This is a genomic window from Corynebacterium tuberculostearicum (assembly GCF_030229345.1).
GTDB classification, from domain to species: Bacteria; Actinomycetota; Actinomycetes; order Mycobacteriales; family Mycobacteriaceae; genus Corynebacterium; species Corynebacterium tuberculostearicum_G.
In genome coordinates, this window is record NZ_JASPGP010000013.1 from 36,365 (window position 1) to 61,204 (window position 24,840).

Here is a 24,840-nt window from a genome sequence, read left to right on the forward strand (position 1 = left end):
GAAAAGCCCAGCTTCGGCTGGGCTTTTCTTATGGCTAGGTTCCTTACCTGAAAGAGAACAAGATGCTTTTCTAGTAGGTGTCCCTTGAAGGCCTCTGCCTGCACCCGTACACTTACGGTATCGTAAGTTATCCGTTGTGAGGCAGTAGAAGGGGAGTACCGCCGTGGCACAGATCCATGCGAATAGTGCGCCGGGGCCGGGCCTTGTCCAGCGCACTTACTGGATGGCCGACCGCGGGCCAAGACCAGCGAGCCGCGGTTGGGGACATGCGATTGCAGCGTTGCTGTCGGTGATTGCCTCCACCGTGCTCATTACCTATGCGTGGATGACGCTGCAGTGGTGGCAGGGGCTTGGCGTAACTGTTTACGGAGTGGGGCTGGTGGGACTCTTTGGCGTCTCGGCGCTCTATCACCGCTACCCGTGGGCGAGCGCGCGTGCCGTGCAGTGGTGGCGTCGAGCGGACCATGCGACCATCTCGGTGTTTATTGCGGCGACGTACACGCCGCTGTGTCTCATTGTGCTTTCGCCGGTGCAAGCGGCGTGGATGCTGGCCGTCGCTTGGGGCGGGGCAATCTTGGGTGTGGTGCTCAACTTGGTGTGGATCAACCACCCGCGCTGGTTGGACGTGGTGGTCTACCTAGCGCTGGGCTGGCTGGTGCTGCCGCTCTTGCCCACGCTGTGGACGCAGGCCGGCGCGGCCGTCGTCTGGCTGCTCATTGCTGGCGGCGTGGTGTACTCGCTTGGCGCGCTGGTTTATGGCTTTAAGTGGCCAGGGCGCAACGCACGCTACTACGGCTACCACGAGCACTTCCACACCGCGACTATCGCGGCGGCGGTGGTGCACCTTGTCGCGGTGTGGATGGTCGTGGTTCAGGGGGCTGCTTAGTCGATGTGCTGATTCGTCGGCGCCACCACTAGCGGCTTCGGTGAGTATTTGGCGCGCAGTCCGCGCAGGAGGGTGGCGTGCTCGGCCAGGCGCTTGTCTTCCTCGGTGTGCGGGTGGAAGGGGCGGGCCACCTGCGGCTGGCCATCGTGGTCCAAGGCGATATAGGCCACGGTGGCATGGATGGCGGTTTGCAGGTTATCGCGGCCGCCGCGCGGGTTGCCCGAGCGGACGTGGATGGACATCTGCATGGAGCGGGTATCGGTGCGCATCATGCGGGCGTCGACCTCAATGAGGTCACCGATGGAAATCGGGCGGTAGAAGCGGATGCCGCCGGCGTAGACGGCAACGGTGCGCTCGGCGGACCACTCCATAGTGCAGGCTGCACCGGCCTCATCGATCCACTGCATGGCGGTGCCGCCGTGCACCTTGCCGCCCCAGTTGACGTCGGTGGGCTTGGCCAGGAAGCGGTTGACCATGCGCGGGGCGTCGGAAGGCCCGTCGTAGGTTTGCTTTTCCATCTCCGCCTCGATGGCCTGGCGCAGCTCAATGCGGGACTTGGCGGCTTCTTCTACGCGGCGCTGCTCATCGGTCTCCGGAACGAAGGGCGGCACCGGGGTGGACTTGCCTGTGGCAGGGTCCTTGGCTACGAAGATAACCAGGCAATCGCAGGCGCGGGTGAAAATGCCTTCGCGCGGGTCGGCAGAGAGCACTTCGTTGACGATGTGCATGGAGGAACGGCCGGTCATAGCGATGCGGGAGCGCACCTCCACGATGTGCCCGGAAGGGATCGGCCGGGTGAAGTGGATATGGCCCACGTAAGCGGTCACGCAGTACTGGCCGGACCACTGCACGGCGCAGGCATAAGCGGCCTTGTCAATCCATTCCAGGACGCGGCCACCGCTGATGCCGGTGGCGCCGGCCATGGTGACGTCGGTTGGCGATGCCATAAAGCGCAGCGTCAGCGCCGGCGATTTCTGAGTTTCCGCAACGGAAGGCGTAGGTGACATAAACAACAAGATAACAGTAGCTATGATGTAGCTATGAAAAAGCCCGTCGATCCCGCAGCCACCCGCGCGGCCATCATGGCCATCAAAGACTGGATTGCCGCCCCGGCGGAGCACGATAAGCCTGGTAGGGCCCTGCTTGCCGACGCCGTCCGTCGCACCGCCCGCACCCTCGAGGCTGACGCGCCGGGTCACTCCGTGGAACTGCGCGTACCCCCATTTGTTGCGGTGCAATGCATTGAAGGACCCCGCCATACCCGCGGCACCCCACCCAATGTGGTGGAGACCGACCCGGAAACCTGGCTGCGCCTTGCCACCGGATTGGCGGACTGGGAAGAGGCCGTAAACACTGGTCGCGTCGATGCTTCCGGCTCCCGCGCGGGCGAAATTGCGCAGTGGTTGCCGCTTATTCCGTTAGTTTCCGGCGGCGCGACAGGCTAATATAAACGCCGTGGTAGAAGTACATACTCCTAGTATCACCAATCTCGACGATCACAATGAGCAGGAGCCCCGCGAAGAGTGCGGCGTCTATGGCGTTTGGGCTCCCGGGGAGGAAGTCTCCAAGCTGACCTACTTTGGTCTCTTCGCCCTGCAGCACCGTGGCCAGGAGGCTGCCGGCATTGCGGTGGGCGATGATGACCGCATCGTCGTCTTCAAGGATATGGGCCTCGTGGCCAATATCTTTGATGAGTCCACCCTGTCCGCCCTCCAAGGAAACGTAGCGGTGGGCCACACGCGCTATTCCACCGCCGGCGGCAAGGAATGGTCCAATGTCCAGCCGATGTTTTCTACCTCCTCCACCGGGGTAGACATCGCCCTCGGTCACAACGGCAACCTGGTCAACTACCTGGAGCTGCGCGAAGAAGCCGTGCAGCGCGGGCTAATTAAGCCGCACGAGGAGTCCGTATCTGACTCCATGTGCTTGTCTATGCTGCTTGCCGACGGCGTGGATGAAGACACCTCCGTCTTCGACTCCGCCCGTGACTTGCTCCCGCGCGTGAAGGGTGCATTTTGCCTAACCTTTACCGATGGCCACACCATGTACGCCGCTCGCGACCCGCACGGCGTGCGTCCGCTGGTCCTCGGCCGCTTGGCCAAGGGCTGGGTGGTGGCCTCTGAGACCTGTGCGCTCGATATCTGCGGCGCCCAGTTCATCCGCGAGATTGAACCCGGCGAGCTCGTCGCCATCGATGAGGCTGGCATCCGTTCCGTGAACTTCGCGCCGGACAAGCGCCACGGCTGCGTCTTCGAATACGTCTACTTGGCCCGCCCGGATAGCGATATCAAGGGCCGTTCCGTCAACGCCTCCCGCGTGGACATCGGCCGCCGCTTGGCCCGCGAATACCCGGCCGAGGGCGCGGACCTGGTCATCCCGGTTCCCGAATCCGGCAACCCGGCCGCCGTGGGCTATGCCCGCGAATCCGGCATCACCTTCGCCCACGGCTTGGTCAAAAACGCTTATGTGGGCCGCACCTTCATCCAGCCCACCCAGACCCTGCGCCAGCTGGGCATCCGCTTGAAGCTCAACCCGCTGCGCGAGGTTATTAACGGCAAGAAGCTCGTCGTGGTGGATGATTCCATCGTCCGCGGCAATACCCAGCGCGCGCTCATCCGCATGCTGCGCGAGGCCGGCGCCGCCGAGGTGCACGTGCGCATCGCCTCCCCGCCAGTGAAGTGGCCGTGTTTCTACGGCATCGACTTCGCCTCCCCGGGCGAGTTGATCGCTAACGCCAGCCCCTCCGACGATCCGGAAACCGTCTGCGCCACTATCTGTGACACCATCGGCGCCGATTCCTTGGGCTTTGTCTCTATTGAGGAGATGGTGGCCGCCACCGAACAGCCCCGTTCCGAGCTGTGCACCGCCTGCTTCTCGGGCGAGTACCCACTCGGCCTGCCCGCCGGAAACCCCAATGCAGACGCCGTGCGCACCTTGCTCGGCACCGAATAACAAAGGACACCTGAAACCATGAGTGACAATACTTACGCAGCAGCCGGCGTCAGCATCGAAGAGGGCGACCGCGCCGTAGAACTTTTCGCCCCGCACGCTAAGCGCGCCACCCGCCCTGAGGTTCTGGGCGGTCTTGGCGGCTTTGCTGGCCTGTTCAAGCTCGGCGATTACAAAGAGCCCATCCTTGCCGCCGGTTCCGACGGCGTGGGCACCAAGTTGGCCGTGGCCCAGGCCATGGACAAGCACGACACCATCGGCATCGACCTCGTCGCCATGTGCGTGGATGACCTCGTTGTCTGCGGCGCGGAGCCACTCTTCCTGCAGGACTACATCGCCGTGGGCAAGGTCGTGCCGGAAAAGGTAGCCGAGGTAGTCAAGGGCATCGCCGAGGGCTGTGTGCAGGCCGGCGCCGCGCTGCTGGGCGGCGAGACCGCCGAGCACCCCGGCATGATGGAAGAAAACGAATACGATGTCTCTGCCACCGCGGTCGGCGTCGTTGAGGCCGATGGGGTACTAGGCCCAGACAAGGTCCGCGATGGCGACGTGCTCATCGCTATGGGCTCTTCCGGCCTACACTCCAATGGTTACTCCCTGGCCCGCCACGTCCTGCTGGAGCAGGCTGGCATGCCTCTCGACGGCCACGTGGAAGAGCTCGGCCGCCCCCTCGGCGAGGAGCTGTTGGAGCCCACCCGCATCTACGCCAAGGATTGCCTGGCTTTGGCCAGCGAGTGCTCCGTATCCACCTTCTGCCATGTCACCGGCGGTGGACTGGCTGGCAACCTCGAGCGCGTCATTCCGGAAGGTCTAGCGGCCGATATTAACCGCGCCACCTGGACCCCGGGCCAGATCTTCAAGCTCATCTCCTCGGTGGGCAAGGTGGAGCTGGCGGAAATGGAGAAGACCTTCAACATGGGTGTCGGCATGATTGCCGTAGTCAATCCCGAAGACCGTGACCGTGCCCTGGCAATGCTTACCGCACGCCATATCGATGCGTGGGAGCTGGGCACCGTCCGCTCCGCCTCCGGCGAGGAGCCGCGCGTGGTCATGCACGGCGAGCACCCCAACTTCTAGCAGGGCCTTGCCCCTGCTAGCGGGGGAGGGTATGAGGAAGGGCCCTAGGAGATTTCCTAGGGCCCTTGAGCTATCCGGCGGCGAGCGGAAGATTAGCGTTCGTCGCGGTCGTCATCATCCCATTCGTCGACGTAGTCGGCGTATGGGTCATCCTCTTCATAATCGCGGGAGTCACCCTCTTGCTGTGCGGCGAGTTCCCGTTGCAGGGACTCGATATCCATCTCGGGTGAGTTGTACTTGAGCTGGCGTGCAACTTTGGTCTGCTTTGCCTTTGCGCGTCCGCGTCCCATGTGCATGACCCCCTTGGGTTAGTAGGGCGCGCCAGGGATTCTTGGGCGCCCCATCGACTTGTCTATTGAGTATCTTCCTGTAAGACACAATAGCCTGTGTGACGAAAAAATTCCGCACCGCCCCCTAGCTAGTGGGAGATCTAACGTCCGCGCAGCCGGTTTACCGCCTCACGTCCGGCCTTGGGGCCCTCATCTTCGGGGATGGAAGAAGGATCGATGGAAGCCGCCGTATCGCCCACCTCTAGGGTCCCGGCGTCCAGCGCAGAGCGCTTCACGAGGCCTAGGGCAATGGGGCCAAAATCGCAGTCATCCACAATCGTGCCGATGCGGCCTACCTTACGTCCATTGAAAGTAATGTCATCGCCCACATTCGGCCGTTGCGGGGCTGAGCCGTCGAGGTGCAGCTGCACCAATAGGCGAGGGGAGCGGCCGAGGTTTTCCACGCGCGCTACCGTTTCCTGACCGCGGTAACAGCCCTTATTGAGGTGGACGTGGGCCGGATTATCTGCGCTACGGCTAATCCACTGCGGTACCTCGTGGGGGATGGATTTATTATCCAGATCCGCTGCCAGCTCTGGCTCGCGCGCCCGCACACGCTCGGCGGTAAACGCCATAAGCCCGGCTAGTCGCGCGCCGGATTCCTCCAAAAATTTCGTTGCCTTAACCAAGGATTCGCGCGGAACTCCCAGGTCAACGCGATTGATTCCGGTCCACTGAACCTGGCGGGAGAACTCCACCATGGGTGGAAGCGAAACATCGGCCTCACCAAGGAGGGTGAGGATGGCGATATCGGCTTCCTCTACGGTGACCTCGGACCAAAAGACCATCATGGTGAGGAACTTAAAAAGGGAGTCGAATTGGGCCGCGGGGACGTCGATAAGAAAGGCGTCTTCGGTGCGGACGATATCCATGTGGTGGAGGATATGTCCTTGGATGTCTAGGTCAAGGGCACCGGCGCTAAAGCCCACGGGGGCGGTATCCAGCTTTTGCGAAAGCAAATTATTAAGAAACTCGGCGGCGTCCTTGCCGCTGACGCGAATGACGCGGCGTTGGGAACGGTCGATGACTATGGTGCCGCCATCGGCAGCCCGTTGCTCACCCAGCGGATTGCCATAGTGCCAGGCCACGCCTTGGGCATCGAGTACGGTTGCGTCCTGGTGCTCTGCGGCACCGGCGCGTTGCAGAAGAGGCGAAGAATAACTCACAACTACCGATGGTAGGGCATAATCAAAGGTATGAAGTTCTCGCCGCGAAAAGAGCCGGTCATCTACGTTGTCGAGCCCTTTGGAGGGTCGGTACGCAGGCACATGCCCACGCTGCCTCTCGTCTATGCGGATGATGCCGCGGTCACCCGCGGCGATGGCATCTTTGAATCCCTGCTCGTACGCGGAGGAAAAGCCGCCAACCTGCAGCGGCACGCGCAACGCTTCTGCGATTCAGCGCGCACCATGAATCTGCCGGAACCACCTATAGAGAAGTGGGAAGAAGCCACGCGTCTCGCGATTGCGGACTTTTGCGGGGATGAGACAGGGGATGCTAAATGCACCTGGACCTATACCCGCGGGCGCGCCTCTACGGGAAGGCCGAGCGCCTGGGTCGTGGTTCAACCCATCGAGGAAAGGGTCCTAGAACAGCGCGCACACGGCGTAGCCGTCATGACCAGCCCGCGCCTGTGGCACGTAGCGGAGGAATTACCCGCCAAGACGCTCAACTATGCGGCCACGATGGCGATGCTGCGCATGGCGCGAGAGAAGGGCTTTGAGGATCTCATCCTCACCGATCCGGACACCGGAGAGATTCTCGAGGGTGCCACCTCAACCGTGGTGGCCGTCAAGGGCGAGAAACTGCGCACCGCGGCCGGCCGCGGGATCCTGCCCGGCACCACGCAAGCGGCGCTCTTCGCGCACGCCAAAGAGAAAGGCTATCGCTGCAAGGCCAAGCCGCTGACCGTGGAGTATCTGGAAAAGGCGGACTCGGTGTGGTTGGTGTCCTCGGTGCGCGTTGCCGCGCGCGTAACTAGGCTCAATGACAAAAAATTGAAGGCCCCGGATAACGTGGACGTCATTCGAGACCTTATTGATGCAGCGCTTGGGGCTTAGCCGGCGATGCGGGTGAGCTCCGCGGACATGTAGGGGCGCATCTCGCCATCAACCATGCGCTCGTCTACCCAGCCCAGGTTGTTATTAGGCATGAGGCCGTACATGCGCTTGCCTGGGCCCAAGTTCTTCGGGCCGGTTTCCGTGACCATGGTGGAGGCGGATTCCAGCTGCCATGCGCGGTCATTGAAGGGTTCGCCGTAGAAGATTTCCACGATGCCGGTAGAAGAGGTGTAGGTGACCTCGATTTCATCCTTTTCCGAGATACGCCAGAAGCCGGTCTCGCGCACAGACGGGCCTTCTGGCTTGCCCTCGGTATCGATCTTCCAAGTGCGGGAGCTAAAGGTCAGGTAATTCTCGCCATCGTGGGCGATGACCAGCTGCTGGCCAAAGGTGTATTCTTGGCCCTTCGTATCGTGGGCTTGGCCCTCGCCCTGCCATACGCCAACAAGGGGGAGTAGTCCCAGCAGGCCGTCGTGCAGCGATGGGCCCTGGCGCAGGTTCGCGGTATCGTCCGGTACCGGGGTATCGCCCAGCTCGAGAGCGGGGATATTGCGGCTAGCGGCGTCCTTCCACTGCTCGGCAGCCTGGTTCACGGCATCGTTGCCATTGAGCTTTCCAGGATCATTTTCCGGGTGGGAAGCCGCGGTGGTCTCGATGTTTTCAGGGGTGGTTTCATTATTATTTTCGCTCATGGGCGTCCAGCCTAGTCGTGCACCCGCCTTTTTAACTACTAGACTTGGACCTCGTGCACGCATTGATGATCTCGAATCCAAACTCGACCTCACAAACCAACGCCCTCTTCCGCCAAATCGTTCCCTGCCTACAAGCGGTAGAGGGCCTGCACCTCAAGGTGCAATTTACGCATTACCCTGGCCACGCCGAAGAGATGGTCAAGGGAATGACCAGGGATGACTATGACGTCATCATTGCTGTGGGCGGAGATGGAACCGTCAACGAGGTAGTCAACGGGCTCCTCGGCCCGGCGGATGAGCAGCGTCCCGATCCGCAGTCCATCCCGGCGCTGGCCGTAATTCCTACCGGCTCCGCCAATGTCTTTGTGCGCGCTCTAGGGTTCCCCAACACCCCAATGGAGGCCACCCATGTGCTGGCTCGCATGCTCGACCGGGATCTGCGCCGCACCATTTACCTAGGAACGTGGAACGAGCGGTGGTTTGCCGTCAACGCCGGCTTCGGTTTGGACGCGGATGTCTTGGCACGCGTGGATCGTGCCCGCGAACAGGGATTTTCGGCCACTCCGCTGCGCTACCTCAACGTTGCCATTCGGGCTTGGAGCCGTGCGCGGAAGAACCCGCCGCATATTGCAGTCAAGGCCGAGTCCAGCAGCGGCGAACAGCTGCGCAAGGACGATGTGCCACTGCTGTTTACCTCGAATACCAACCCGTGGACTTTCCTGGGCCCGCTGCCGGTAGTGACTAACCCGCGCAATTCCTTCGATGAGGGCCTTGCCCTGTTTGGGTTGGAGGAGTTTAGCGGGCTCGGCGGCGTTGTCGGCCTGTTGCACCTCTTCGGTGCTGATAAGCGCGGATGGCTCAATAAGCTCACCAAGGAAAAGACGGTGGCCTTCGACGACGCCATGCGGGTAGAGCTCGTCTGCCGCGAACCACAGCGCTTCCAAGCCGATGGAGAATCGGAGGGGCGCTTTGACGCGGTTACCTTGGCCTCCGTGAAGGATGCCATTGAGGTATTCGCCCCGCAGGATAGGCGGGAGGCCCATCAGCGCACGATGAAGGAAGTTCTCCGGGACTTTATTCGCCTGCGCTAGTCTGCGGCGCGGGGCCGACCCGGTGCTTGGTATCGGCGGCCTTCTTTTCCGCCTCTTCTACGGCCTTTTGCTCCGAGCCTTCAATCTCCAGCGGGGAGAGCTGGGCCAGCTGCACCTTGATATTGCGGCGCTGTACCTCGAAGGAAATGGTTCCTCCCTGCATCTTTACCGCGGTCGCTTGGGCCGGAAGCGGCAGCTGGCGGGTGTCGAAGTTGAGGGAAAAGGCCTTTTGTAGGCGCTCATCGTCCGTGTCATAGACCTGCATGCGAAACTCCGGACCAACCAGGCGGAGGGTGACCTTGGCGGTGGACTTGTGGGCGTCGCCAGGCAGGGTGCCCGTTAGCTCTGCTTCTGCGGAGGTGCCACCGGAGGGGGAAATATCGTCGGGGTTAGCAATCGAGAGATCGGTAATTCCCAACAGGCGGCCCAGGGCCACACCATCCAAGGAGATGCCGCGCGAGTAGGTGGAGACGGGCGCGCCCTCAATATCGCCGTTCATGACCTGCTCTGGGGTGACGGTAATATCGCGCAGTACGGTCGAGGCATTGACCATGCCCAGCTTGGGCACCTCCACGTCCAGCGCCTTGACCTCGAGGTAGGGGATTTCCTTCGAAGCCGCCGCCCACACGTAGGGGGTGCCGCCGATGAAGACATCCGGCGTATTATCCAGCCGCGAATTGGCTTTCACGGCTTGTGCCACCTTGTGTTCCGTGTGCATAGCCACGCAGGCATCCGCCACCCAGGTCGCAATGAGCACGCACACCACGAGGAGGACGTGCACGATGCGCCGGTCAATCTTTAGAACACTCACCCTTTCATTCTTACCCTACGTATTCTGGGGCCTATGACTAGCAATGCCTTTAAGATTACGGAAGAAAACCTGCCGGACGCCCCGGAGCTGGCTCGCCGCGTAAAAGCGCTGGCTGAGCAGGCAGAACGCCAGGATGGGATGGCGCCACTTTCGGAGCAATTCCTCAACGGTCTTAGCGATTCCCGCCTGGAGCACCGCCACCTGGTGGCCTGGGTAGGGGAGGAGCCGTGCGGCGTAGCCGGTCTGGAGGGCTCTACCGCCGAGCTATTTATTGCCCCCGATTACCGCGGGCAGGGCTTTGGCGCCGCTCTTTACGACGCCTCCGCTAAGACCCCCAACCTCCACGCCTGGGCCCACGGAAACCTGCCGGCAGCGCAGGCGCTGGCGCACTCCCGCGATCTGCAGGTCACCCGCAAGCTGGTGGTCATGGGTATCGGGGGAGAAGAGCTCGCAGCGGCCGCCCGCCCTGAAGGCTTGCCTCTGACCGCCCTGAATTACACCGAGGCGGTGGATAAGTGGGGCAAGGACTTTGTGGAAGAGCAGTGGCTCAAGGTCAATAACGAGGCCTTTTCTTGGCATCCCGAACAAGGCGGCTGGGATCTCGATCGGCTGCACCGTGGCATGGAGGCAGACTGGTTCGACCCCGCAGACCTGCTTTTCCTGTGGGATACGGCGGATGAGCCGGCACTTGCCGGCTTCCACTGGACCAAGTGGCATGCGGAGGAAACTCCGGGCTTCGGTGAGGTCTACGTGGTGGGCTTGGCGGAAGACTACCGCGGTAAGAAGTTGGGCGGTCCGCTGCTGCAAATTGGCCTGCGCCGCATGGTGGAAAAGGGCGCTCATCGGGTAATTCTTTATGTAGAAGCGGATAATGATCCGGCGTTGAAGGCGTATGAACGCCTAGGCTTTGAGGTTGATGAAGAACACGTCGTTTGGGGCGTGTGTGACTAACGTCATGGGGTACACGACGTTTGTTCACCCAGTGTTTACCTCTTGGCACCCTTTTGGTCAGATCCTGCGGATAGCTTTACACCCTGTGAGTTAACCGCACCTGTGCGCCTGCATCTCGCCCCAGAAGGCAGAGCGGGATGCAGGAAATATCTCTCTAGGAGATGCGGTTTCCTCGGACAATCAATCTCTGATCTGCACCGGAAAGGGTTTTCCCGTGATTCGCAACTTCAAGCGCACTGCCGCAATCTTCGGCATCGTAGCCGCAACCTCTACCGCTCTCGTAGCTTGCTCTGAGGAGTCTGGCTCCTCCTCTGATTCCGCTGGCGGCGAGGACGTCTCCGGCGAGCTCGTCGGAGACGGCGCATCCTCCCAGCAGAACGCAATGTCCTACTTCCAGACTGCGTTCTCCGAGGATCACCCAGACGCTTCCCTGTCCTACAACGCTTCCGGTTCCGGCGCCGGCGTTGAGGCCTTCACCAACGGCCAGGCTGACTTCGCTGGTTCTGACTCCGCTCTGAAGGATGACGAGGGCGAGGTTGAGGCTGCCGCTGAGCGTTGCGATGGCAACGAGGCATGGCACCTGCCAACCACCATCGGTCCGGTTGCAATCGCCTACAACCTGGGTGACACCGAGATCAACCTCTCCACTGAGACCCTGGGCAAGATCTTCAAGGGCGAAATCAAGAAGTGGAACGACAAGGCCATCGCTGCTGATAACGAGGGCACCGACCTGCCGGACAAGGACATCACCGTCATCTTCCGTTCTGACGAGTCCGGTACTTCCGCAAACTTCCAGAAGTTCCTGAAGGCCGCTACCGGTGACTGGGACTCCGAGGGCAAGCAGTTCCCAGACGCTGTTGGTGAGGGTGCTAACGGCTCCTCCGGCGTTGCTGACCAGGTTGCAAGCATCGATGGTGCTATCACCTACGTCGAGGCCGGCTTCGCAGACCAGAAGGAAGGCGACGGCGTCAAGAAGGCCAAGATCGACTTCGGCCACGGCCCGGTTGAGCTGTCCACCGAGTCCGTCAACAAGGCTCTGGAGAACCTGGAATTCAAGGAGACCGACTCCGAGCACAACATGGTTGTTGACTCCGAGGCACTGTTCTCCTCCGACAACGAGGGTGCATACCCGCTCATCCTGACCACCTACAACATCGTCTGCTCCAAGGGCTACGATGAGGAGACCTCCAAGCTGGTCAAGTCCTTCTTCACCACCGTCCTGGATCACCAGGATGACCAGCTGGCTGAGCAGGGCTTCATCCCAGTTGAGGGTGCTCACCTGGACAAGCTGAAGGCTGCTGTTGACGCTCTGCAGTAAGCGCTAAAGCTGTAAAAGCTTAATACCTCCCGCCCCCACTGCCGCACACGATTCGCGCTTTGGGGGCGCAGGTATGTAACGATATTTTCCATTTTTAACGCTGAAAAGGATTAACAGTCTCATGGCAGACAATAATCTCACCACGGCTCCAGAGCAGACGGATGCAAACGCCACCTCTGCCGAGCGAGTCTCCAACAGCGGACACGACGAGGTAGCTACCACCAGCTCCAGTAGCGGCGTCAAGCGCCCGGGTGACCGCGTCTTCGAATTCCTGTCCACTGCTTCGGCAACCCTCATCACCGTTATGATTGCCGCCATTGCCGCCTTCCTGCTGTGGCGTGCGGTTCCCGCCCTAGGCGTTAACGACGGCGGCATCATGGGCTTCTTCACCTACGGCGGCCGCTGGGAGACCACCGATACCTCCGCGATGAAGTTCGGTATCCCGACCATGTTCGGTACCACCGTTCTCATCTCCGTCTTCGCCCTCCTGCTGGCTATGCCGGTGGCCCTAGCCATCGCCATCTTCCTGTCCAACTACGCGCCTGCCCGCTTGGTTAAGCCGCTCGGCTTCCTCGTGGACATGCTCGCTGCAGTTCCGTCCATCGTCTACGGCCTGTGGGGTTGGCAGGTTCTTGGCCCGGCACTGTCCGGTTTCTACTCCTGGATGGAATCCTGGGCGGGTGGATTCTTCCTGTTCCACGTCTTCGATAACTCGCCGTCGTTTGCAACCGGCCGCAACCTGTTTACCGGTGGCATCGTGCTTGCCGTGATGATTCTGCCGATCATCGCTGCTACCGCGCGCGAGGTCTTCGTGCAGACCCCTCCGGGCCAGGTGGAATCCGCCCTGGCTCTGGGTGCTACCCGTTGGGAAGTTATCCGCATGACCGTTCTGCCATTCGGCATGTCCGGCTACATCGCCGGCTCCATGCTCGGCCTGGGCCGTGCACTGGGTGAGACCATGGCGCTGTACATGGTTGTCTCCCCACTGATTGACTTCCGCTTCTCGCTTTTCGACGGCGGCACGACCTTCGCCACGGCCATCGCCCTGGCATCTGCCGAGTTCGGTAACGAGATGCGCGCTGGTGCCTACATCGCCGCCGGCCTCATGCTGTTCTTGCTGACCTTCGTGGTCAACGCCATTGCCCGCGCCATCGTGAAGAATAAGTAAGGAGGGGAGGATCAATGACTACGACTACTAATGCCAAGCCTGCCTCCCAAGGCGGCGCGACCTTCCTGGACATCTCCGGCTCCCGCAAGATGACCAATAACATCGCCACCGCGGTGGTCTGGGGCGCAATGATTCTGGCCATGGTTCCGCTGGTGTGGGTTCTGTGGGAACTCATCGCCCGCGGCAGTGGCGTCATCCTCAACCCTGAGTGGTGGACCGCCTCCCAGCGCGGCATCATGAATAGCTCTGCCGGCGGCGGTGCTGCTCACGCCATCGTGGGTACCTTCGTCCAGACCATTCTGGCCTCCGTTATCTCTATCCCGATCGGCATCTTTACCGCCATCTACTTGGTGGAGTACTCCAAGGGCGGCTGGCTCGGCCGCATCACCACCTTCATGGTGGACATCCTGTCCGGCGTGCCTTCCATCGTTGCGGCCCTGTTCATCTTCGCCATGTGGATCACCCTGTTCGGCTTCGGCCGCTCCGGCTTCGCCGTGGCGCTGTCCCTGGTGCTGCTGATGATTCCGATTGTGGTGCGCAATACCGAAGAGATGCTGCGCGTGGTCCCCATGGACCTGCGTGAAGCGTCCTACGCACTCGGCGTTCCGAAGTGGAAGACCATCGCCCGCATCGTTCTGCCTACCGCACTGTCCGGCATCGTCACCGGTATCATGCTGGCGATTGCCCGCGTGATGGGTGAGTCCTCGCCGGTGCTGGTCTTGGTTGGTTCCTCTTCCGTCATCAACTGGGACGCCTTCAAGGGCTCGCAGTCTTCGCTCCCGCTGATGATGCTGGATATGTACAAGGCCGGCGCACAGCCAGCCGTACTGGACAAGCTCTGGGGAGCAGCGTTGACGCTGGTTATCCTCATCGCCGTCCTCAACATTGCGGCCCGCATCGTTTCCGCGAAGTTCTCGGTTAAGAAGTAAACGCCGTACCCACTCGATTCCGCCATACACTTGCTAGAGGAGAAACTCCCAAATGTCTAAGCTCGCGCTCAATGACGTGAACATTTTTTACGGCGACTTCCACGCCGTGCAGAACGTGAATATGCAGATCCCGGCCCAGGCCGTGACCGCATTCATCGGCCCTTCCGGCTGCGGTAAGTCCACCGTGCTGCGCACCATCAACCGCATGCACGAGGTTATCCCCGGCGCCTCTGTGAAGGGCGAAATCCTGCTCGATGGCACCAATATCTACGGACCAAAGGTTGACCCGGTATCCGTACGCAACACCATCGGCATGGTCTTCCAGAAGGCAAATCCGTTCCCCACCATGTCCATCGAGGACAACGTGGTAGCAGGCCTGAAGCTGTCCGGTGAAAAGAACAAGAAGAAGCTCAAGGAAGTCGCGGAGAAGTCCCTGCGCGGTGCCAACCTGTGGGACGAGGTTAAGGACCGTTTGGACAAGCCAGGCGGCGGCCTCTCCGGTGGTCAGCAGCAGCGTCTGTGCATCGCCCGCGCTATCGCCGTGGAGCCAGAGGTGCTACTCATGGACGAGCCTTGTTCCGCACTGGACCCGATTTCCACCCTCGCTGTGGAGGACCTCATCCACGAGCTGAAGGAAAACTTCACCATCGTTATCGTGACCCACAACATGCAGCAGGCAGCCCGCGTGTCCGATAAGACCGGCTTCTTCTCCCTAGAAGCAACCGGTAAGCCGGGCCACCTGGTGGAGTTCGATGACACCACCAAGATCTTTGAGAATCCTTCTCAGAAGGAGACCGAGGATTACATCTCTGGCCGCTTTGGCTAAAGAGTAAGAGAGATTGTCCGAGAGAAGGGGGCCGGTTCGAAAGAACCGGCCCCCTTCTTTGGTGCTTAAATCCGTCTAACGGCGGAATTGACGCTCGAGGTCAGCCATCCGTGCTTCGAAGTCGGCGTCCTTTTTGTCCTCTTCTAGCTTCTTGGCATAGTCATTGGGCAAAAGACCCGTGGTCAGATAGATGATGTGGCCGGCCACGGAGACGCAGTGGTCCGCATAGCGTTCGTAGTAGCGCGTAATTTGCGAGGTCTCTACTGCCTCGCGCACGGTGCCCTCCCATTCGCGCTGGGTCAGGATGCGCAGAATATGGGAGTTGATATCATCCACCGCATCATCGTCGGCGCGGAGATTGATGGATAAATCCGCATCAGGGGTGACGAGGATATCGTGCAGCACTGACCCCATTTCTTCAGTGAGGCGGTACATCTCCTCGAAGTAGCCGATGTAATTCGCCGGTACCACGGCGTCAGGGTGGCGGCGGCGCGCGGAGTCCGCGATGTGCTGGGCTAAACGGCCCATGCGGTAGAGATCCTCCACGATATAAATCGAGGAGACCACCTGACGGAGGTCCTGTGCCATGGGGTTTTCCAGGGCCAAGAGTTTTACGGCACGCTCAGAGCACCTAGCGCGGATCTCATCTAGCTCCTCAGTCATGGTGAGGGCATCTTCCGCGGAGTCCAAGGCGCCTTGCAGCAGCGCCGAGGAGGCCTTATCCATGATGTCGCGTACGGTATCGCACATCACGATGAGGTCGTGGGAGAAATTGTCTAGGTGTTCCCTATAAGCGGCACGCATGCCAAAGATGATAGCGAAAAGTTTCGGAGCTTGCGCAACTTAAGTGGAGCATAAATGCAGGTTTCCTGAGTGCCCCTAGCTGCTCTTATACCTTTGTTAGGTTATCCGCCGGAGTTCATAATGTCAGCGGCGACCGGAACGCAGTCGTCCTCTGGATCGTCGAGCCAACCATCCGGCAAAGCCACCTTGGATGGCGAGCCCTGGCGGCCGCGGGCCCCGTCGGCGTCGGCAGCCAGGGCATCGGACTCTGCCCAAGGTGCAAGGAGCTCACGCAAGGTATCGAGGGAATTGACCTTGGCTAAGCCCGCGCGGACCTGGCCACCAACCGGGAAACCACGCAGGTACCAACCGATGTGCTTGCGGATATCGCGGGAAGCATTGTCCTCGCCATCGTGCTCCGCCAGTAGCTCCGCGTGGCGGAGGATCACCTGGGTGACCTCGCCCAGGGTGGGCTCTGCCGGAATGGACTCGCCGCGCAGTGCGGCGCCGAGCTCGGCAAAAAGCCACGGGCGGCCGAGGCAGCCGCGGCCTACTTGCACGCCGTCGCAGCCGGTTTGTTCCATCATGCGGCGGGCATCCTCGGCACGGAAGATATCGCCATTGCCCAGCACTGGCACGCCAGTATCCGCCAAGTGCTCCTTGAGGCGGGCGATTTCGTCCCATCGGGCTTCGCCGGAGTAGCGCTGAGCGGCGGTGCGGCCGTGCAGGGTAACGGCGGCGGCACCGGACTCGACGGCGATGCGCCCGGCGTCGAGATGCGTATGGTGCTCGTCGTCGATGCCCACACGCATCTTTACCGTGACCGGGATATTGGTGCCCTCTGTGGCCTTGACCGCGGCGGAGACGATATTGCCAAAGAGGCGTCGTTTATAAGGCAGCGCGGAACCGCCACCGCGGCGGGTCACCTTCGGAACCGGGCAACCAAAGTTCATATCGATGTGGTCCGCCAGGTTTTCGTCGACGATCATCTTCGCGGCTTTATACGTATATTCCGGATCCACCGTATAGATCTGTAAGGAACGGGGATCCTCCTGTGGCGCAAAGGTGGTCATGTGCAGCGTCTTTTCATTGCGCTCTACCAAGGCGCGGGCGGTGACCATCTCGCAGACGTAGAGGCCCGACACCGTGCCGGTGCGTTGCAGCTCCTGCTCGCGGCACAACGTGCGGAAGGCAACGTTGGTTACCCCCGCCATCGGGGCGAGGATGACGGGGGAGGAGAGGTCGTAGTGTCCAATGCGCAAATTCACGCCCCAATTGTGCTAGTTAACGGGGGAAAATAGCAACTAGTGCCACAGTGGCGCCGTTCCCTATTTTTGCTTTATGGGGTAAAGGTCACACAAAAGTGGTGGAAATCTTGCAAAGATTCGCTAATGTGGGCTGTGTAACTAATTAGAACGGCCGTTATTTTGGCTGGCCCCTTAATGAAGGAGGATTACCCTTGTCCGAGAGAATCGCGTATGCCCCATTCGAGAAGCTCGTAGTTTCCGCTGAAGAGGCTGCTCAGCACGTCAACCACGGTGACCGCGTGGGCATTTCCGGCTTCACCGGTGCTGGCTACCCCAAGGGTCTGCCCACCGCCATTGCAGAGAAGGCCAAGGCTCTACATGAAAAGGGCGAGGAATTTAAGATCGACGTCTTCTCCGGCGCTTCCACCGCCCCGGACTGCGATGGCGTTCTGGCGGAAGCTGAGGCAATTCGCTTCCGCTCTCCTTATAACTCCGATCCCACCCTGCGTAAGCAGTTCAATGATGGCACCGCGCTTTATCAGGATATCCACCTGTCTCACTCGGGCCAGCAGGTAGAAGAGGGCTTCTACGGTGACTTCCAGGTAGCCATTATTGAGGCCGTGCGCATTACCGAAGAAGGCCACGTGGTGCCGTCCTCCGCAGTGGGCAATAACCTCGAGTTCATCGAGGCTGCGGATAAGATCATCATTGAGATCAATGAGTGGCAGTCCATCAACCTCGAGGGCATGCACGATATCTATCGCATTGAAAAGCTGCCTAACCGCCAGCCAATCCCTATCACTAAGCCGGGTGACCGCATCGGTACCACCTACATGGAGGTGCCGGAGGACAAGGTTGTTGCAGTGGTAAAGACCGATGCCCCGGACCGCAACGCACCATTCAAGGAACCGGACGAGGTTTCCGAGAAGATCGCCGCCAACTTCATCGAGTTCCTCGAGGGGGAGGTCGCCGCTGGTCGCCTTGAGTATGACAAGTTCATCATGCAGTCCGGCGTGGGCAACGTCCCCAACGCCGTGATGGCCGGCCTGCTGGATTCCAAGTTTGAGAATATTCAGGCCTATACCGAGGTCATTCAGGATGGCATGCTCGACCTCATCGATGCGGGCAAGATGACCATGGCTTCCGCCACCTCCTTCGCGCTGTCCCCGGACTACGCGGAGAAGATGAATGAGGAGGCAGAGCGCTACCGCAAGCACATCATCCTCCGCCCGCAGCAGGTTTCCAACCACCCGGAGGTCATCCGCCGCGTCGGCCTGATTTCCTCCAACGGCATGATTGAGGCCGATATCTACGGCAACATCAACTCCACCAACGTATCCGGCTCCCGTATCATGAACGGCACCGGCGGCTCGGGTGACTTCACCCGCAACGCTTATATCTCCACCTTCGTCTCTCCGTCGGTGGCCAAGGATGGCGCAATTTCCGCGCTGGTTCCGTTTGTGTCCCACACGGACCACACCGAGCACGACACCATGGTCATCATTACCGAGTACGGCGTAGCCGACCTCCGCGGCCTGGCGCCGAAGGAACGCGTGGAGAAGGTCATCTCCGTAGCTCACCCGGATTACCGTCCGTTGCTCGAGGAGTACTTCAACCGTGCCAAGGAAAACAAGTTCCAGCACACCCCGCACGACCTGAAGACCGCCTTTGACTTCCAGGTCCGCTTCATGGAGAAGGGCGATATGCGCGGCTAATGTAGCCATTCCCCGGCAGGCGCTCAGCGGCGAGCTGGGCGCCTTTCGCTTGCCGACGCCCCCTAATTAGGACTTTGCAAATACCGCAAGCTAAAATGTAGCGACGTTGGGCCTTTAGCTCAGTTGGTAGAGCTACGGACTTTTAATCCGCAGGTCGTGGGTTCGATCCCCACAGGGCCCACAACTGGAGCCACCTTTTGGGTGGCTCCTTTTAGTTTTTCACCATCTTCTTAATGGCGCGCATGGCCTCTTCTAGCTTTTCGGTGGCTACCTCACCGTCCTCGGCGGCGGCACCGGCCACACAGTGCTCAATATGGTCTTCTAGGAGCGCTAGCGAGACATTTTCCAGCGCCGACTTCACCGCCGAAATCTGGGTGATGATGTCGATGCAGTATTGGTCTTCCTCGACCATCCGGTGGATGCCGCGAGCCTGCCCCTCAATGCGCTTGAGCCTGGCGAGGTAGCGATCCTTGCTCTTAGAATCCGCGTTATATCCGTGCACGTGTGGCTCGTGGCAGGAGCACGTTTGATGCTGGTCAGACATGGTTCCTAATCTTTCTGGGGGAGCGATTTTGTAACTCGGTGAGGTCTCCAGTATATTTCTAGAAGTCGCCTTGGCGCGACGGGCCCCCATCGTCTAGCGGCCTAGGACACTGCCCTTTCACGGCAGCGGCACGGGTTCGAATCCCGTTGGGGGTACCAACACAAAAGTGTTGGTCCGAATTAAATATTCGATTGGCCTTGTGGCGCAGTTGGTTAGCGCGCCGCCCTGTCACGGCGGAGGTCGCGGGTTCAAGTCCCGTCAAGGTCGCAGAACGAGCAGCAATCGCTTCGGCGGTTGCTGCTTTCGGTTTTGCTAGGCTGGCGCCATGGAGCCATATGTCGGAATCGCTGTCTTTGAACTCGCCTCCGAAAGCTCGGAGCATTCTAACTTCTTCCGTGAGGACTTCTTTCTCATCTATGCAGATTCGGATGAGGAGGCGCACCGCAAGGCCGTTGAATGGGCTCGCGAGCAGGAATATGAGGGCCTGAAGCTGCGCCACATTGTCGACGTCGCACCCGCCCTCTACGGTCATGTGGATCGAGATTGTGACCTCTATTCGCGGCACTTTTCCTCGCTGGAAGACTACAAACGATTCGAGATGAACTTGGGTGGAAACGATCCGCTTTCACCGCCTAAATAGCGTTCTGACGTGCTGATTTGGTGAGTCTTGGGAGTCTTCTGTAAAGTATCTATCCGTGCCCAAGAGCACACGCATAATTAAAAATGGCCCTGTGGCGCAGTTGGTTAGCGCGCCGCCCTGTCACGGCGGAGGTCGCGGGTTCAAGTCCCGTCAGGGTCGCGGAAACCTTCGGGTTTCTGGCCAGATAGCTCAGTCGGTAGAGCACACGCCTGAAAAGTGTGGGGTCGCCAGTTCGATCCTGGCTCTGGCCACAATAATGGCTCCTCGTAAGAGGGGCCATTTTTGCTTAGTATGGGCACATGGAACATGCTATTGCACACCAGACTGATAAGTCCCGCTACGTCCTTACTGTGGATGGTGTCGAGGCGGGCGCGTGCCACTACGTAGATGCCGGCACGACTCGCGAGTTCAACCACACGGTCATTAAAGATGCTTTCCGTGGCCAAGGTTTGTCCGCGCCGCTGATTAAGGCCGCGCTTGACGACGTCCGGGGCGTCGGCAAGCAAGTCATTGCTTCCTGCTCCGCCGTGGCGCACTTTATAGAAAAGAATCCCGAATACCGCGACCTGCTGCGCTCAGAAGGCATATAAAAGCGGCCCGCAGTTGCCTGGGAGCCGCTGGGAAAGAATTTAGATGTAGTAGTCGGGGTCGACCAGTTTGATGCGCTCATTCGGGTTGCGCGGACGGTTCTTGGCCGGAATGCCCACCGCGATATTTTCGGCGGGAACATCCTTCGTCACCACGGCATTGGCGCCAATGGCCGAACCTTCACCGATCGTAATGGGGCCGAGCACCTTGGCGCCCGCACCGATAGTGACATTGTCTTCGATAGTGGGGTGGCGCTTGGTCTGGGTAAGGACCTGGCCGCCGAGGGTGACGCCATGGTAGAGCATGACGCCATCGCCAATTTCTGCGGTTTCACCAATGACGATGCCCATGCCATGGTCAATAAAGAACCGGCGGCCGATAGTGGCGCCAGGGTGGATCTCCACGCCGGTAAAGAAGCGGTTAATCTGCGCCAAGATGCGCGCGGGCCCGCGCAGCCCACGCTTCCACATCCAGTGCGAAATGCGGTGAGACCACACCGCGTGGAGGCCGGAGTACACTACTGCATTTTCGACGTCGCCACGCGCGGCCGGATCGTGATCTTTTGCATTTGCTAAGTCTTCACGGATGTAGCTCATAATGTTCATGCCCACATAGTACTGGCATAAAAAAGGCACCCGCCAAGGTTGGCGGGTGCTTTTATTCAAGCGAAGTAATTTAAGCTTCGCGGATGTCCTCGAAGAGGATGGTGGAGACGTAGCGCTCACCGAAGTCCGGCAGGACAACCACGATGGTCTTGCCCTCGAACTCTGGGCGCTCCGCCAGCTTCAGGGCTGCGGAAACGTTAGCGCCGGCGGAGATGCCAACCAGCAGGCCTTCCTGGGTAGCCAGGTCGCGGGATGCCTTGATGGACTCCTCGGTGGTGGCGGTAAAGACTTCGTCGAGAAGCTCGCGGTCAAGTACCTCAGGAACGAAGTTAGCGCCGATGCCCTGAATCTTGTGCGGGCCAGCGTGGCCTTCAGACAGGACAGGGGAGTCGGACGGCTCAACCGCAGCCAGGTGCAGGTCTGGGTTCTTGGACTTCAGGTAGCGGCCCACACCGGTAACGGTGCCGCCGGTGCCTACGCCAGCAACGAAGGCGTCAACCTTGCCCTCGGCGTCTTCCCAAATCTCCGGGCCGGTGGTTTCCTCGTGAATCTTCGGGTTCGCCTCGTTAGCGAACTGTGCAGCCAGGATGGCATTATCGGTATCAGCGACAATTTCATTCGCCTTGTCGACGGCGCCCTGCATGCCCGCAGCACCCGGGGTCAGCACGATTTCTGCGCCGTAAGCACGCAGCAGTACCTTGCGCTCATTGGACATGGTCTCCGGCATAGTCAAGATGACCTTGTAGCCCAAGGTCGCGCCCGCCAGAGCCAGAGCAATACCGGTGTTGCCGGAGGTGGCCTCCACGATGGTGCCGCCCGGCTTGAGCTGGCCGGACTTCTCGGCCGCTTCAACGATGGCCTTGCCGATGCGGTCCTTCACGGAGTTAGCCGGGTTAAAAGACTCAACCTTGGCAAGTACGGTAGCGCCCTTGCCCTCGGTAATACGGTTCAGGCGGACCAGCGGGGTGCCGCCGATGGTTTCCATAATGTTGTTGTAGACAGCCATTCTGTGGACTCCTTTGGGAATCAGATTTGGGTTCAAATCGCGTACAACGCAAGCGTACACTACACAAGTAGACCAGTCAGTATATAAATTCTAGACCGGACATTCGGGCATTTCATGTGGGATTGCAGCGCCAGATAAGCCGAGGGCGATTTCGAATTACCCCCACATGCTGTCTATACTTCCACTCAGTTGCCCGCTGGTCCCCAAATTCCCGGGGGAGGACGGGTACACCTGCTTGGTTACCCCCGACGAGGAAAGAGTCTCATGGAGTCGCATCGCCTCAAAGATGATGAAGAATCCGTACGCGCGGCCCTGTCGTCCCTGAAGACCGCTACAGGTATTCCGGTGACGATGTACGCCACGCTGCTGCCCGATAATCGCCTGCAGATTACACAGTGGGTGGGGCTACGCACCCCAGCGCTGCAGAATCTGATCATTGACTCCGGCGTCGGTGTAGGTGGGCGAGTGGTCAGCACTCGCCGCGCGGTAGGTGTATCCGATTACACTCGTGCCACCACCATCTCGCACGAGAACGACCGCGTAATCCAAGATGAAGGCCTGCACTCCATCGTGGCCGTGCCCGTCACGGTGCAGCGCGAAATTCGCGGCGTCCTCTACGTAGGCGTGCACTCCCCAGTTCGTTTGGGTGACAAGGTCATCGAAGAAGTGACGATGACCGCGCGCACCCTCGAGCAAGACCTGGCCGTTAATTCCGCCATGCGACGTGCCGATGGGTCCAAGGGTGGAGCCGCTCGCGGCCACGTCATGAACGGTGCCGAGTGGGAGCAGGTCCGCTCCACTCACTCCAAGCTCCGTATGCTGGCCAACCGCGTAGAGGACGAAGAACTGCGCAAAGAGCTAGAGACGCTGTGTGACCAGATGGTCTCGCCGGTGCGCGTGAAGCAATCCACCAAGCTCTCTGCCCGCGAGCTCGACGTGCTTTCTTGTGTGGCGCTAGGCCACACCAACGTAGAAGCAGCTGAGGAAATGGGAATCGGCGCAGAAACCGTGAAGTCTTATTTGCGCTCGGTGATGCGTAAACTCGGTGCGCACACCCGCTACGAGGCGGTTAATGCCGCCCGTCGTATCGGCGCGTTGCCTTAAGAACCGGTAGCGTAGGCAGTTGTGAAAGATCAGTTTATTGTTTCCGGCGGTGCCCGCCTTGAGGGCACCGTTAAAGTAGATGGCGCGAAAAATAGCGTCTTGAAGCTCATGGCCGCATCCTTGCTGGCGGAGGGCACTACGACGCTGACCAACTGCCCAGAAATTCTGGACGTCCCCCTCATGAAGAAGGTTCTCGAGGGGCTGGGCTGCGAGGTAGTCATCGAGGGCTCTGAGGTCCGGATTACTACCCCTGCACAGCCGCAATCCAACGCGGATTTTGACGCGGTCCGCCAATTCCGCGCATCCGTCTGCGTGCTCGGGCCTTTGACCTCCCGCTGTGGCCACGCGAAGGTAGCGTTGCCTGGTGGTGACGCAATTGGCTCCCGCCCTCTCGATATGCACCAAACCGGCCTAGAAAAGCTCGGTGCCACCACCCGTATTGAGCATGGTGCCGTCGTGGCAGAGGCTACGCACCTGCGGGGTGCGAATATCCGCCTAGACTTCCCGTCCGTAGGCGCAACCGAAAATATTCTTACCGCTGCGGTCCTCGCCGAAGGCGAAACCGTTCTCCATAACGCGGCTCGCGAGCCGGAAATCGTCGATCTGTGCACCATGCTTAAGTCCATGGGTGCCGATATCGAGGGCGAGGGAAGCTCGGTGGTGACCATCCGCGGCGTCGATAAGCTGCAGCCCACCCAGCATGAGGTTATTGGTGACCGAATTGTGGCAGGCACCTGGGCGTATGCCGCCGCTATGACCCAGGGCGATATCACCGTGGGTGGAATTTCCCCGCGCCACCTGCACTTGCCGCTAGAAAAGCTGAAGTCTGCCGGCGCGGAACTAGAGACCTATGAGAATGGTTTCCGCGTGCGCATGGATCAGCGACCACAGGCTGTGGACTACCAGACTTTGCCGTTCCCGGGATTTCCCACCGACCTGCAGCCGATGGCTATTGGCATCTCTGCCATTGCGGACGGAACGACCGTCATTACGGAGAATGTATTCGAGTCCCGCTTCCGCTTTGTGGATGAAATGCTGCGATTGGGTGCCGACGCCCAGGTTGACGGCCACCATGTAGTAGTCCGCGGTAAAGAACGGCTCTCTTCTACTCACGTGTGGAGCTCCGATATTCGTGCGGGTGCGGGTCTTGTACTTTCTGCACTGTGCGCGGATGAAACCACTACGGTCCACGATGTCTTCCACATCGACCGCGGATACCCCAACTTTGTAGAAAACCTGCAGCGCCTCGGCGCCACAATTGAAAGAACTCAAGAAGAAGAACTCTTTTAACGACGCCCCCAGCACACCGTTTTCCGTCGTGTGCTGGGGATTTGTCATTGTTGGAGGGGTTGGACTACATTAATCGAAGTCGCCGCGAGGTAGCCGGGAGGTTACTTTTGAGCGAATTTCGTGCGGACTTGGTTCAAGGATTTGACAGGGTTCATTGAGTTGAGTAGGTTTGTACGAGCCGCCAACGAGAGGTTAACGGTAGGTTAATTTTTTGTGGTGTGCGGATGATGTTTG

Annotated in this window: 26 protein-coding genes and 5 tRNA genes; 21 read left to right on the top strand and 10 right to left on the bottom strand. The window is 60.1% G+C overall.

Annotated elements, in window-relative coordinates:
* Positions 1 to 163 precede the first annotated feature (163 nt).
* Positions 164 to 886: a PAQR family membrane homeostasis protein TrhA gene (gene trhA / locus QP884_RS09445; RefSeq protein WP_434736463.1), complete on the top strand. Its 723-nt coding sequence runs from the start codon at positions 164 to 166 to the stop codon at positions 884 to 886.
* Here the strand turns inward: trhA and QP884_RS09450 are convergent.
* On the bottom strand, positions 883 to 1,893 hold the full coding sequence (locus QP884_RS09450; protein WP_284821847.1) for an acyl-CoA thioesterase: 1,011 nt from the start codon (positions 1,891 to 1,893) through the stop codon (positions 883 to 885). The two genes, trhA and QP884_RS09450, sit on opposite strands and share 4 nt — an antisense overlap.
* 33 nt (positions 1,894 to 1,926) lie before the next feature.
* Here QP884_RS09450 and QP884_RS09455 point away from each other — a divergent pair, with 33 nt between their 5' ends.
* Genes QP884_RS09455 through purM form a run of 3 tightly spaced genes read left to right on the top strand, consistent with a single transcriptional unit; the run spans position 1,927 to position 4,909 of the window.
* Positions 1,927 to 2,331 (top strand): sterol carrier family protein, encoded by a 405-nt coding sequence (locus tag QP884_RS09455; protein WP_284821848.1) that lies wholly within the window; start codon positions 1,927 to 1,929, stop codon positions 2,329 to 2,331.
* A 10-nt stretch (positions 2,332 to 2,341) separates the two neighbouring features.
* The gene (purF, locus tag QP884_RS09460; protein WP_284821849.1) at positions 2,342 to 3,838 is read left to right on the top strand and encodes an amidophosphoribosyltransferase; all 1,497 of its coding nucleotides are present in this window, start codon (positions 2,342 to 2,344) and stop codon (positions 3,836 to 3,838) included.
* 18 nt (positions 3,839 to 3,856) lie between these two features.
* On the top strand, positions 3,857 to 4,909 hold the full coding sequence (gene purM / locus QP884_RS09465; protein ID WP_239230571.1) for a phosphoribosylformylglycinamidine cyclo-ligase: 1,053 nt from the start codon (positions 3,857 to 3,859) through the stop codon (positions 4,907 to 4,909).
* Positions 4,910 to 5,001: 92 nt separating this feature from the next.
* Here the strand turns inward: purM and QP884_RS09470 are convergent, their stop codons facing one another.
* The gene (locus tag QP884_RS09470; protein ID WP_005330028.1) at positions 5,002 to 5,199 is read right to left on the bottom strand and encodes a DUF3073 domain-containing protein; all 198 of its coding nucleotides are present in this window, start codon (positions 5,197 to 5,199) and stop codon (positions 5,002 to 5,004) included.
* A 140-nt stretch (positions 5,200 to 5,339) separates the two neighbouring features.
* Positions 5,340 to 6,404, bottom strand: a complete 1,065-nt coding sequence (locus tag QP884_RS09475) for a YgfZ/GcvT domain-containing protein (protein ID WP_284821850.1) — start codon at positions 6,402 to 6,404, stop codon at positions 5,340 to 5,342.
* 30 nt (positions 6,405 to 6,434) lie between these two features.
* Here QP884_RS09475 and QP884_RS09480 point away from each other — a divergent pair, with 30 nt between their 5' ends.
* Positions 6,435 to 7,298 carry an aminodeoxychorismate lyase gene (locus QP884_RS09480; protein ID WP_284821851.1) on the top strand — a complete coding sequence of 288 codons (864 nt, stop codon included), beginning with the start codon at positions 6,435 to 6,437 and terminating at the stop codon, positions 7,296 to 7,298.
* Here QP884_RS09480 and QP884_RS09485 read toward each other — a convergent pair.
* Entirely contained in the window at positions 7,295 to 7,990 is a 696-nt protein-coding gene (locus QP884_RS09485) for an FABP family protein (protein WP_005325810.1), read from the bottom strand. The two genes, QP884_RS09480 and QP884_RS09485, sit on opposite strands and share 4 nt — an antisense overlap.
* A gap of 65 nt (positions 7,991 to 8,055) precedes the next feature.
* Between QP884_RS09485 and QP884_RS09490 the strand changes: the two genes are divergently transcribed.
* The gene (locus QP884_RS09490) at positions 8,056 to 9,081 is read left to right on the top strand and encodes a diacylglycerol/lipid kinase family protein (protein ID WP_179387593.1); all 1,026 of its coding nucleotides are present in this window, start codon (positions 8,056 to 8,058) and stop codon (positions 9,079 to 9,081) included.
* Here QP884_RS09490 and QP884_RS09495 read toward each other — a convergent pair.
* Positions 9,065 to 9,892, bottom strand: a complete 828-nt coding sequence (locus QP884_RS09495) for an LmeA family phospholipid-binding protein (RefSeq protein WP_284821852.1) — start codon at positions 9,890 to 9,892, stop codon at positions 9,065 to 9,067. The genes QP884_RS09490 and QP884_RS09495 overlap by 17 nt on opposite strands.
* Before the next feature lie 33 nt (positions 9,893 to 9,925).
* On the opposite strand from QP884_RS09495, the gene mshD reads away from it, so the two are divergent.
* The 5 genes from mshD to pstB all read left to right on the top strand — a co-directional run bounded on the left by mshD (position 9,926) and on the right by pstB (position 15,084).
* The gene (gene mshD / locus QP884_RS09500) at positions 9,926 to 10,843 is read left to right on the top strand and encodes a mycothiol synthase (protein WP_284821853.1); all 918 of its coding nucleotides are present in this window, start codon (positions 9,926 to 9,928) and stop codon (positions 10,841 to 10,843) included.
* A gap of 214 nt (positions 10,844 to 11,057) precedes the next feature.
* Positions 11,058 to 12,161, top strand: a complete 1,104-nt coding sequence (pstS, locus tag QP884_RS09505; protein WP_284821854.1) for a phosphate ABC transporter substrate-binding protein PstS — start codon at positions 11,058 to 11,060, stop codon at positions 12,159 to 12,161.
* A 121-nt stretch (positions 12,162 to 12,282) separates the two neighbouring features.
* Positions 12,283 to 13,329, top strand: a complete 1,047-nt coding sequence (gene pstC, locus QP884_RS09510) for a phosphate ABC transporter permease subunit PstC (protein ID WP_005330047.1) — start codon at positions 12,283 to 12,285, stop codon at positions 13,327 to 13,329.
* Between the two features lie 14 nt (positions 13,330 to 13,343).
* Positions 13,344 to 14,258, top strand: coding sequence for a phosphate ABC transporter permease PstA (gene pstA / locus QP884_RS09515; RefSeq protein ID WP_005325819.1), 915 nt, complete (start codon positions 13,344 to 13,346; stop codon positions 14,256 to 14,258).
* A 52-nt stretch (positions 14,259 to 14,310) separates the two neighbouring features.
* Entirely contained in the window at positions 14,311 to 15,084 is a 774-nt protein-coding gene (gene pstB, locus QP884_RS09520) for a phosphate ABC transporter ATP-binding protein PstB (RefSeq protein ID WP_023019857.1), read from the top strand.
* A 75-nt stretch (positions 15,085 to 15,159) separates the two neighbouring features.
* Here pstB and phoU read toward each other — a convergent pair whose 3' ends face one another.
* Positions 15,160 to 15,888 carry a phosphate signaling complex protein PhoU gene (gene phoU / locus QP884_RS09525; RefSeq protein ID WP_284821855.1) on the bottom strand — a complete coding sequence of 243 codons (729 nt, stop codon included), beginning with the start codon at positions 15,886 to 15,888 and terminating at the stop codon, positions 15,160 to 15,162.
* Between the two features lie 101 nt (positions 15,889 to 15,989).
* Entirely contained in the window at positions 15,990 to 17,135 is a 1,146-nt protein-coding gene (gene dusB, locus QP884_RS09530) for a tRNA dihydrouridine synthase DusB (RefSeq protein WP_284821856.1), read from the bottom strand.
* Positions 17,136 to 17,326: 191 nt separating this feature from the next.
* On the opposite strand from dusB, the gene QP884_RS09535 reads away from it, so the two are divergent.
* Together QP884_RS09535 and QP884_RS09540 are read left to right on the top strand one after the other, a co-directional pair.
* Positions 17,327 to 18,829, top strand: a complete 1,503-nt coding sequence (locus QP884_RS09535) for an acetyl-CoA hydrolase/transferase family protein (protein WP_005330051.1) — start codon at positions 17,327 to 17,329, stop codon at positions 18,827 to 18,829.
* A 108-nt stretch (positions 18,830 to 18,937) separates the two neighbouring features.
* A tRNA-Lys gene (locus QP884_RS09540) sits at positions 18,938 to 19,010 on the top strand.
* Positions 19,011 to 19,040: 30 nt separating this feature from the next.
* Here QP884_RS09540 and QP884_RS09545 read toward each other — a convergent pair.
* Positions 19,041 to 19,373, bottom strand: a complete 333-nt coding sequence (locus QP884_RS09545; protein WP_005325826.1) for a metal-sensitive transcriptional regulator — start codon at positions 19,371 to 19,373, stop codon at positions 19,041 to 19,043.
* Positions 19,374 to 19,455: 82 nt separating this feature from the next.
* On the opposite strand from QP884_RS09545, the gene QP884_RS09550 reads away from it, so the two are divergent.
* From QP884_RS09550 to QP884_RS09575, 6 genes are all read left to right on the top strand, one after another.
* Positions 19,456 to 19,531: transfer RNA gene (locus tag QP884_RS09550), tRNA-Glu, on the top strand.
* Positions 19,532 to 19,566: 35 nt separating this feature from the next.
* A tRNA-Asp gene (locus QP884_RS09555) sits at positions 19,567 to 19,640 on the top strand.
* Positions 19,641 to 19,698: 58 nt separating this feature from the next.
* Positions 19,699 to 20,013, top strand: coding sequence for a DUF4288 domain-containing protein (locus QP884_RS09560; RefSeq protein ID WP_284821857.1), 315 nt, complete (start codon positions 19,699 to 19,701; stop codon positions 20,011 to 20,013).
* An 85-nt stretch (positions 20,014 to 20,098) separates the two neighbouring features.
* A tRNA-Asp gene (locus QP884_RS09565) sits at positions 20,099 to 20,172 on the top strand.
* A gap of 19 nt (positions 20,173 to 20,191) precedes the next feature.
* A tRNA-Phe gene (locus tag QP884_RS09570) sits at positions 20,192 to 20,264 on the top strand.
* Between the two features lie 48 nt (positions 20,265 to 20,312).
* Positions 20,313 to 20,603, top strand: a complete 291-nt coding sequence (locus QP884_RS09575) for a GNAT family N-acetyltransferase (RefSeq protein ID WP_284597570.1) — start codon at positions 20,313 to 20,315, stop codon at positions 20,601 to 20,603.
* Positions 20,604 to 20,642: 39 nt separating this feature from the next.
* On the opposite strand, the gene epsC is transcribed toward QP884_RS09575, so the two are convergent.
* Complete coding sequence (gene epsC, locus QP884_RS09580; RefSeq protein ID WP_284821858.1) at positions 20,643 to 21,206, bottom strand: serine O-acetyltransferase EpsC; 564 nt, start codon at positions 21,204 to 21,206, stop codon at positions 20,643 to 20,645.
* A gap of 70 nt (positions 21,207 to 21,276) precedes the next feature.
* A complete protein-coding gene (cysK, locus tag QP884_RS09585; RefSeq protein ID WP_284821859.1) occupies positions 21,277 to 22,212 on the bottom strand; it encodes a cysteine synthase A in 936 nt (311 codons plus the stop codon).
* 264 nt (positions 22,213 to 22,476) lie between these two features.
* Here cysK and ramA point away from each other — a divergent pair, with 264 nt between their 5' ends.
* Complete coding sequence (gene ramA / locus QP884_RS09590) at positions 22,477 to 23,316, top strand: acetate metabolism transcriptional regulator RamA (RefSeq protein ID WP_005325834.1); 840 nt, start codon at positions 22,477 to 22,479, stop codon at positions 23,314 to 23,316.
* Positions 23,317 to 23,337: 21 nt separating this feature from the next.
* A complete protein-coding gene (gene murA / locus QP884_RS09595) occupies positions 23,338 to 24,606 on the top strand; it encodes a UDP-N-acetylglucosamine 1-carboxyvinyltransferase (protein ID WP_005325837.1) in 1,269 nt (422 codons plus the stop codon).
* The last annotated feature ends 234 nt before the right edge of the window (positions 24,607 to 24,840 follow it).

Excerpts from the sequence above, each read along its gene's own strand:
- QP884_RS09450 (WP_284821847.1), bottom strand. The coding sequence starts at position 1,893 with ATGTCACCTACGCCTTCCGTTGCGGAAACTCAGAAATCGCCGGCGCTG.
- QP884_RS09455 (WP_284821848.1), top strand. The coding sequence starts at position 1,927 with ATGAAAAAGCCCGTCGATCCCGCAGCCACCCGCGCGGCCATCATGGCC.
- purM (WP_239230571.1), top strand. The coding sequence starts at position 3,857 with ATGAGTGACAATACTTACGCAGCAGCCGGCGTCAGCATCGAAGAGGGC.
- QP884_RS09470 (WP_005330028.1), bottom strand. The coding sequence starts at position 5,199 with ATGGGACGCGGACGCGCAAAGGCAAAGCAGACCAAAGTTGCACGCCAG.
- QP884_RS09480 (WP_284821851.1), top strand. The coding sequence starts at position 6,435 with ATGAAGTTCTCGCCGCGAAAAGAGCCGGTCATCTACGTTGTCGAGCCC.
- QP884_RS09485 (WP_005325810.1), bottom strand. The coding sequence starts at position 7,990 with ATGAGCGAAAATAATAATGAAACCACCCCTGAAAACATCGAGACCACC.
- QP884_RS09490 (WP_179387593.1), top strand. The coding sequence starts at position 8,056 with ATGATCTCGAATCCAAACTCGACCTCACAAACCAACGCCCTCTTCCGC.
- mshD (WP_284821853.1), top strand. The coding sequence starts at position 9,926 with ATGACTAGCAATGCCTTTAAGATTACGGAAGAAAACCTGCCGGACGCC.
- pstC (WP_005330047.1), top strand. The coding sequence starts at position 12,283 with ATGGCAGACAATAATCTCACCACGGCTCCAGAGCAGACGGATGCAAAC.
- pstA (WP_005325819.1), top strand. The coding sequence starts at position 13,344 with ATGACTACGACTACTAATGCCAAGCCTGCCTCCCAAGGCGGCGCGACC.
- pstB (WP_023019857.1), top strand. The coding sequence starts at position 14,311 with ATGTCTAAGCTCGCGCTCAATGACGTGAACATTTTTTACGGCGACTTC.
- phoU (WP_284821855.1), bottom strand. The coding sequence starts at position 15,888 with ATGCGTGCCGCTTATAGGGAACACCTAGACAATTTCTCCCACGACCTC.
- QP884_RS09545 (WP_005325826.1), bottom strand. The coding sequence starts at position 19,373 with ATGTCTGACCAGCATCAAACGTGCTCCTGCCACGAGCCACACGTGCAC.
- QP884_RS09560 (WP_284821857.1), top strand. The coding sequence starts at position 19,699 with ATGGAGCCATATGTCGGAATCGCTGTCTTTGAACTCGCCTCCGAAAGC.
- QP884_RS09575 (WP_284597570.1), top strand. The coding sequence starts at position 20,313 with ATGGAACATGCTATTGCACACCAGACTGATAAGTCCCGCTACGTCCTT.
- epsC (WP_284821858.1), bottom strand. The coding sequence starts at position 21,206 with ATGAACATTATGAGCTACATCCGTGAAGACTTAGCAAATGCAAAAGAT.
- cysK (WP_284821859.1), bottom strand. The coding sequence starts at position 22,212 with ATGGCTGTCTACAACAACATTATGGAAACCATCGGCGGCACCCCGCTG.
- ramA (WP_005325834.1), top strand. The coding sequence starts at position 22,477 with ATGGAGTCGCATCGCCTCAAAGATGATGAAGAATCCGTACGCGCGGCC.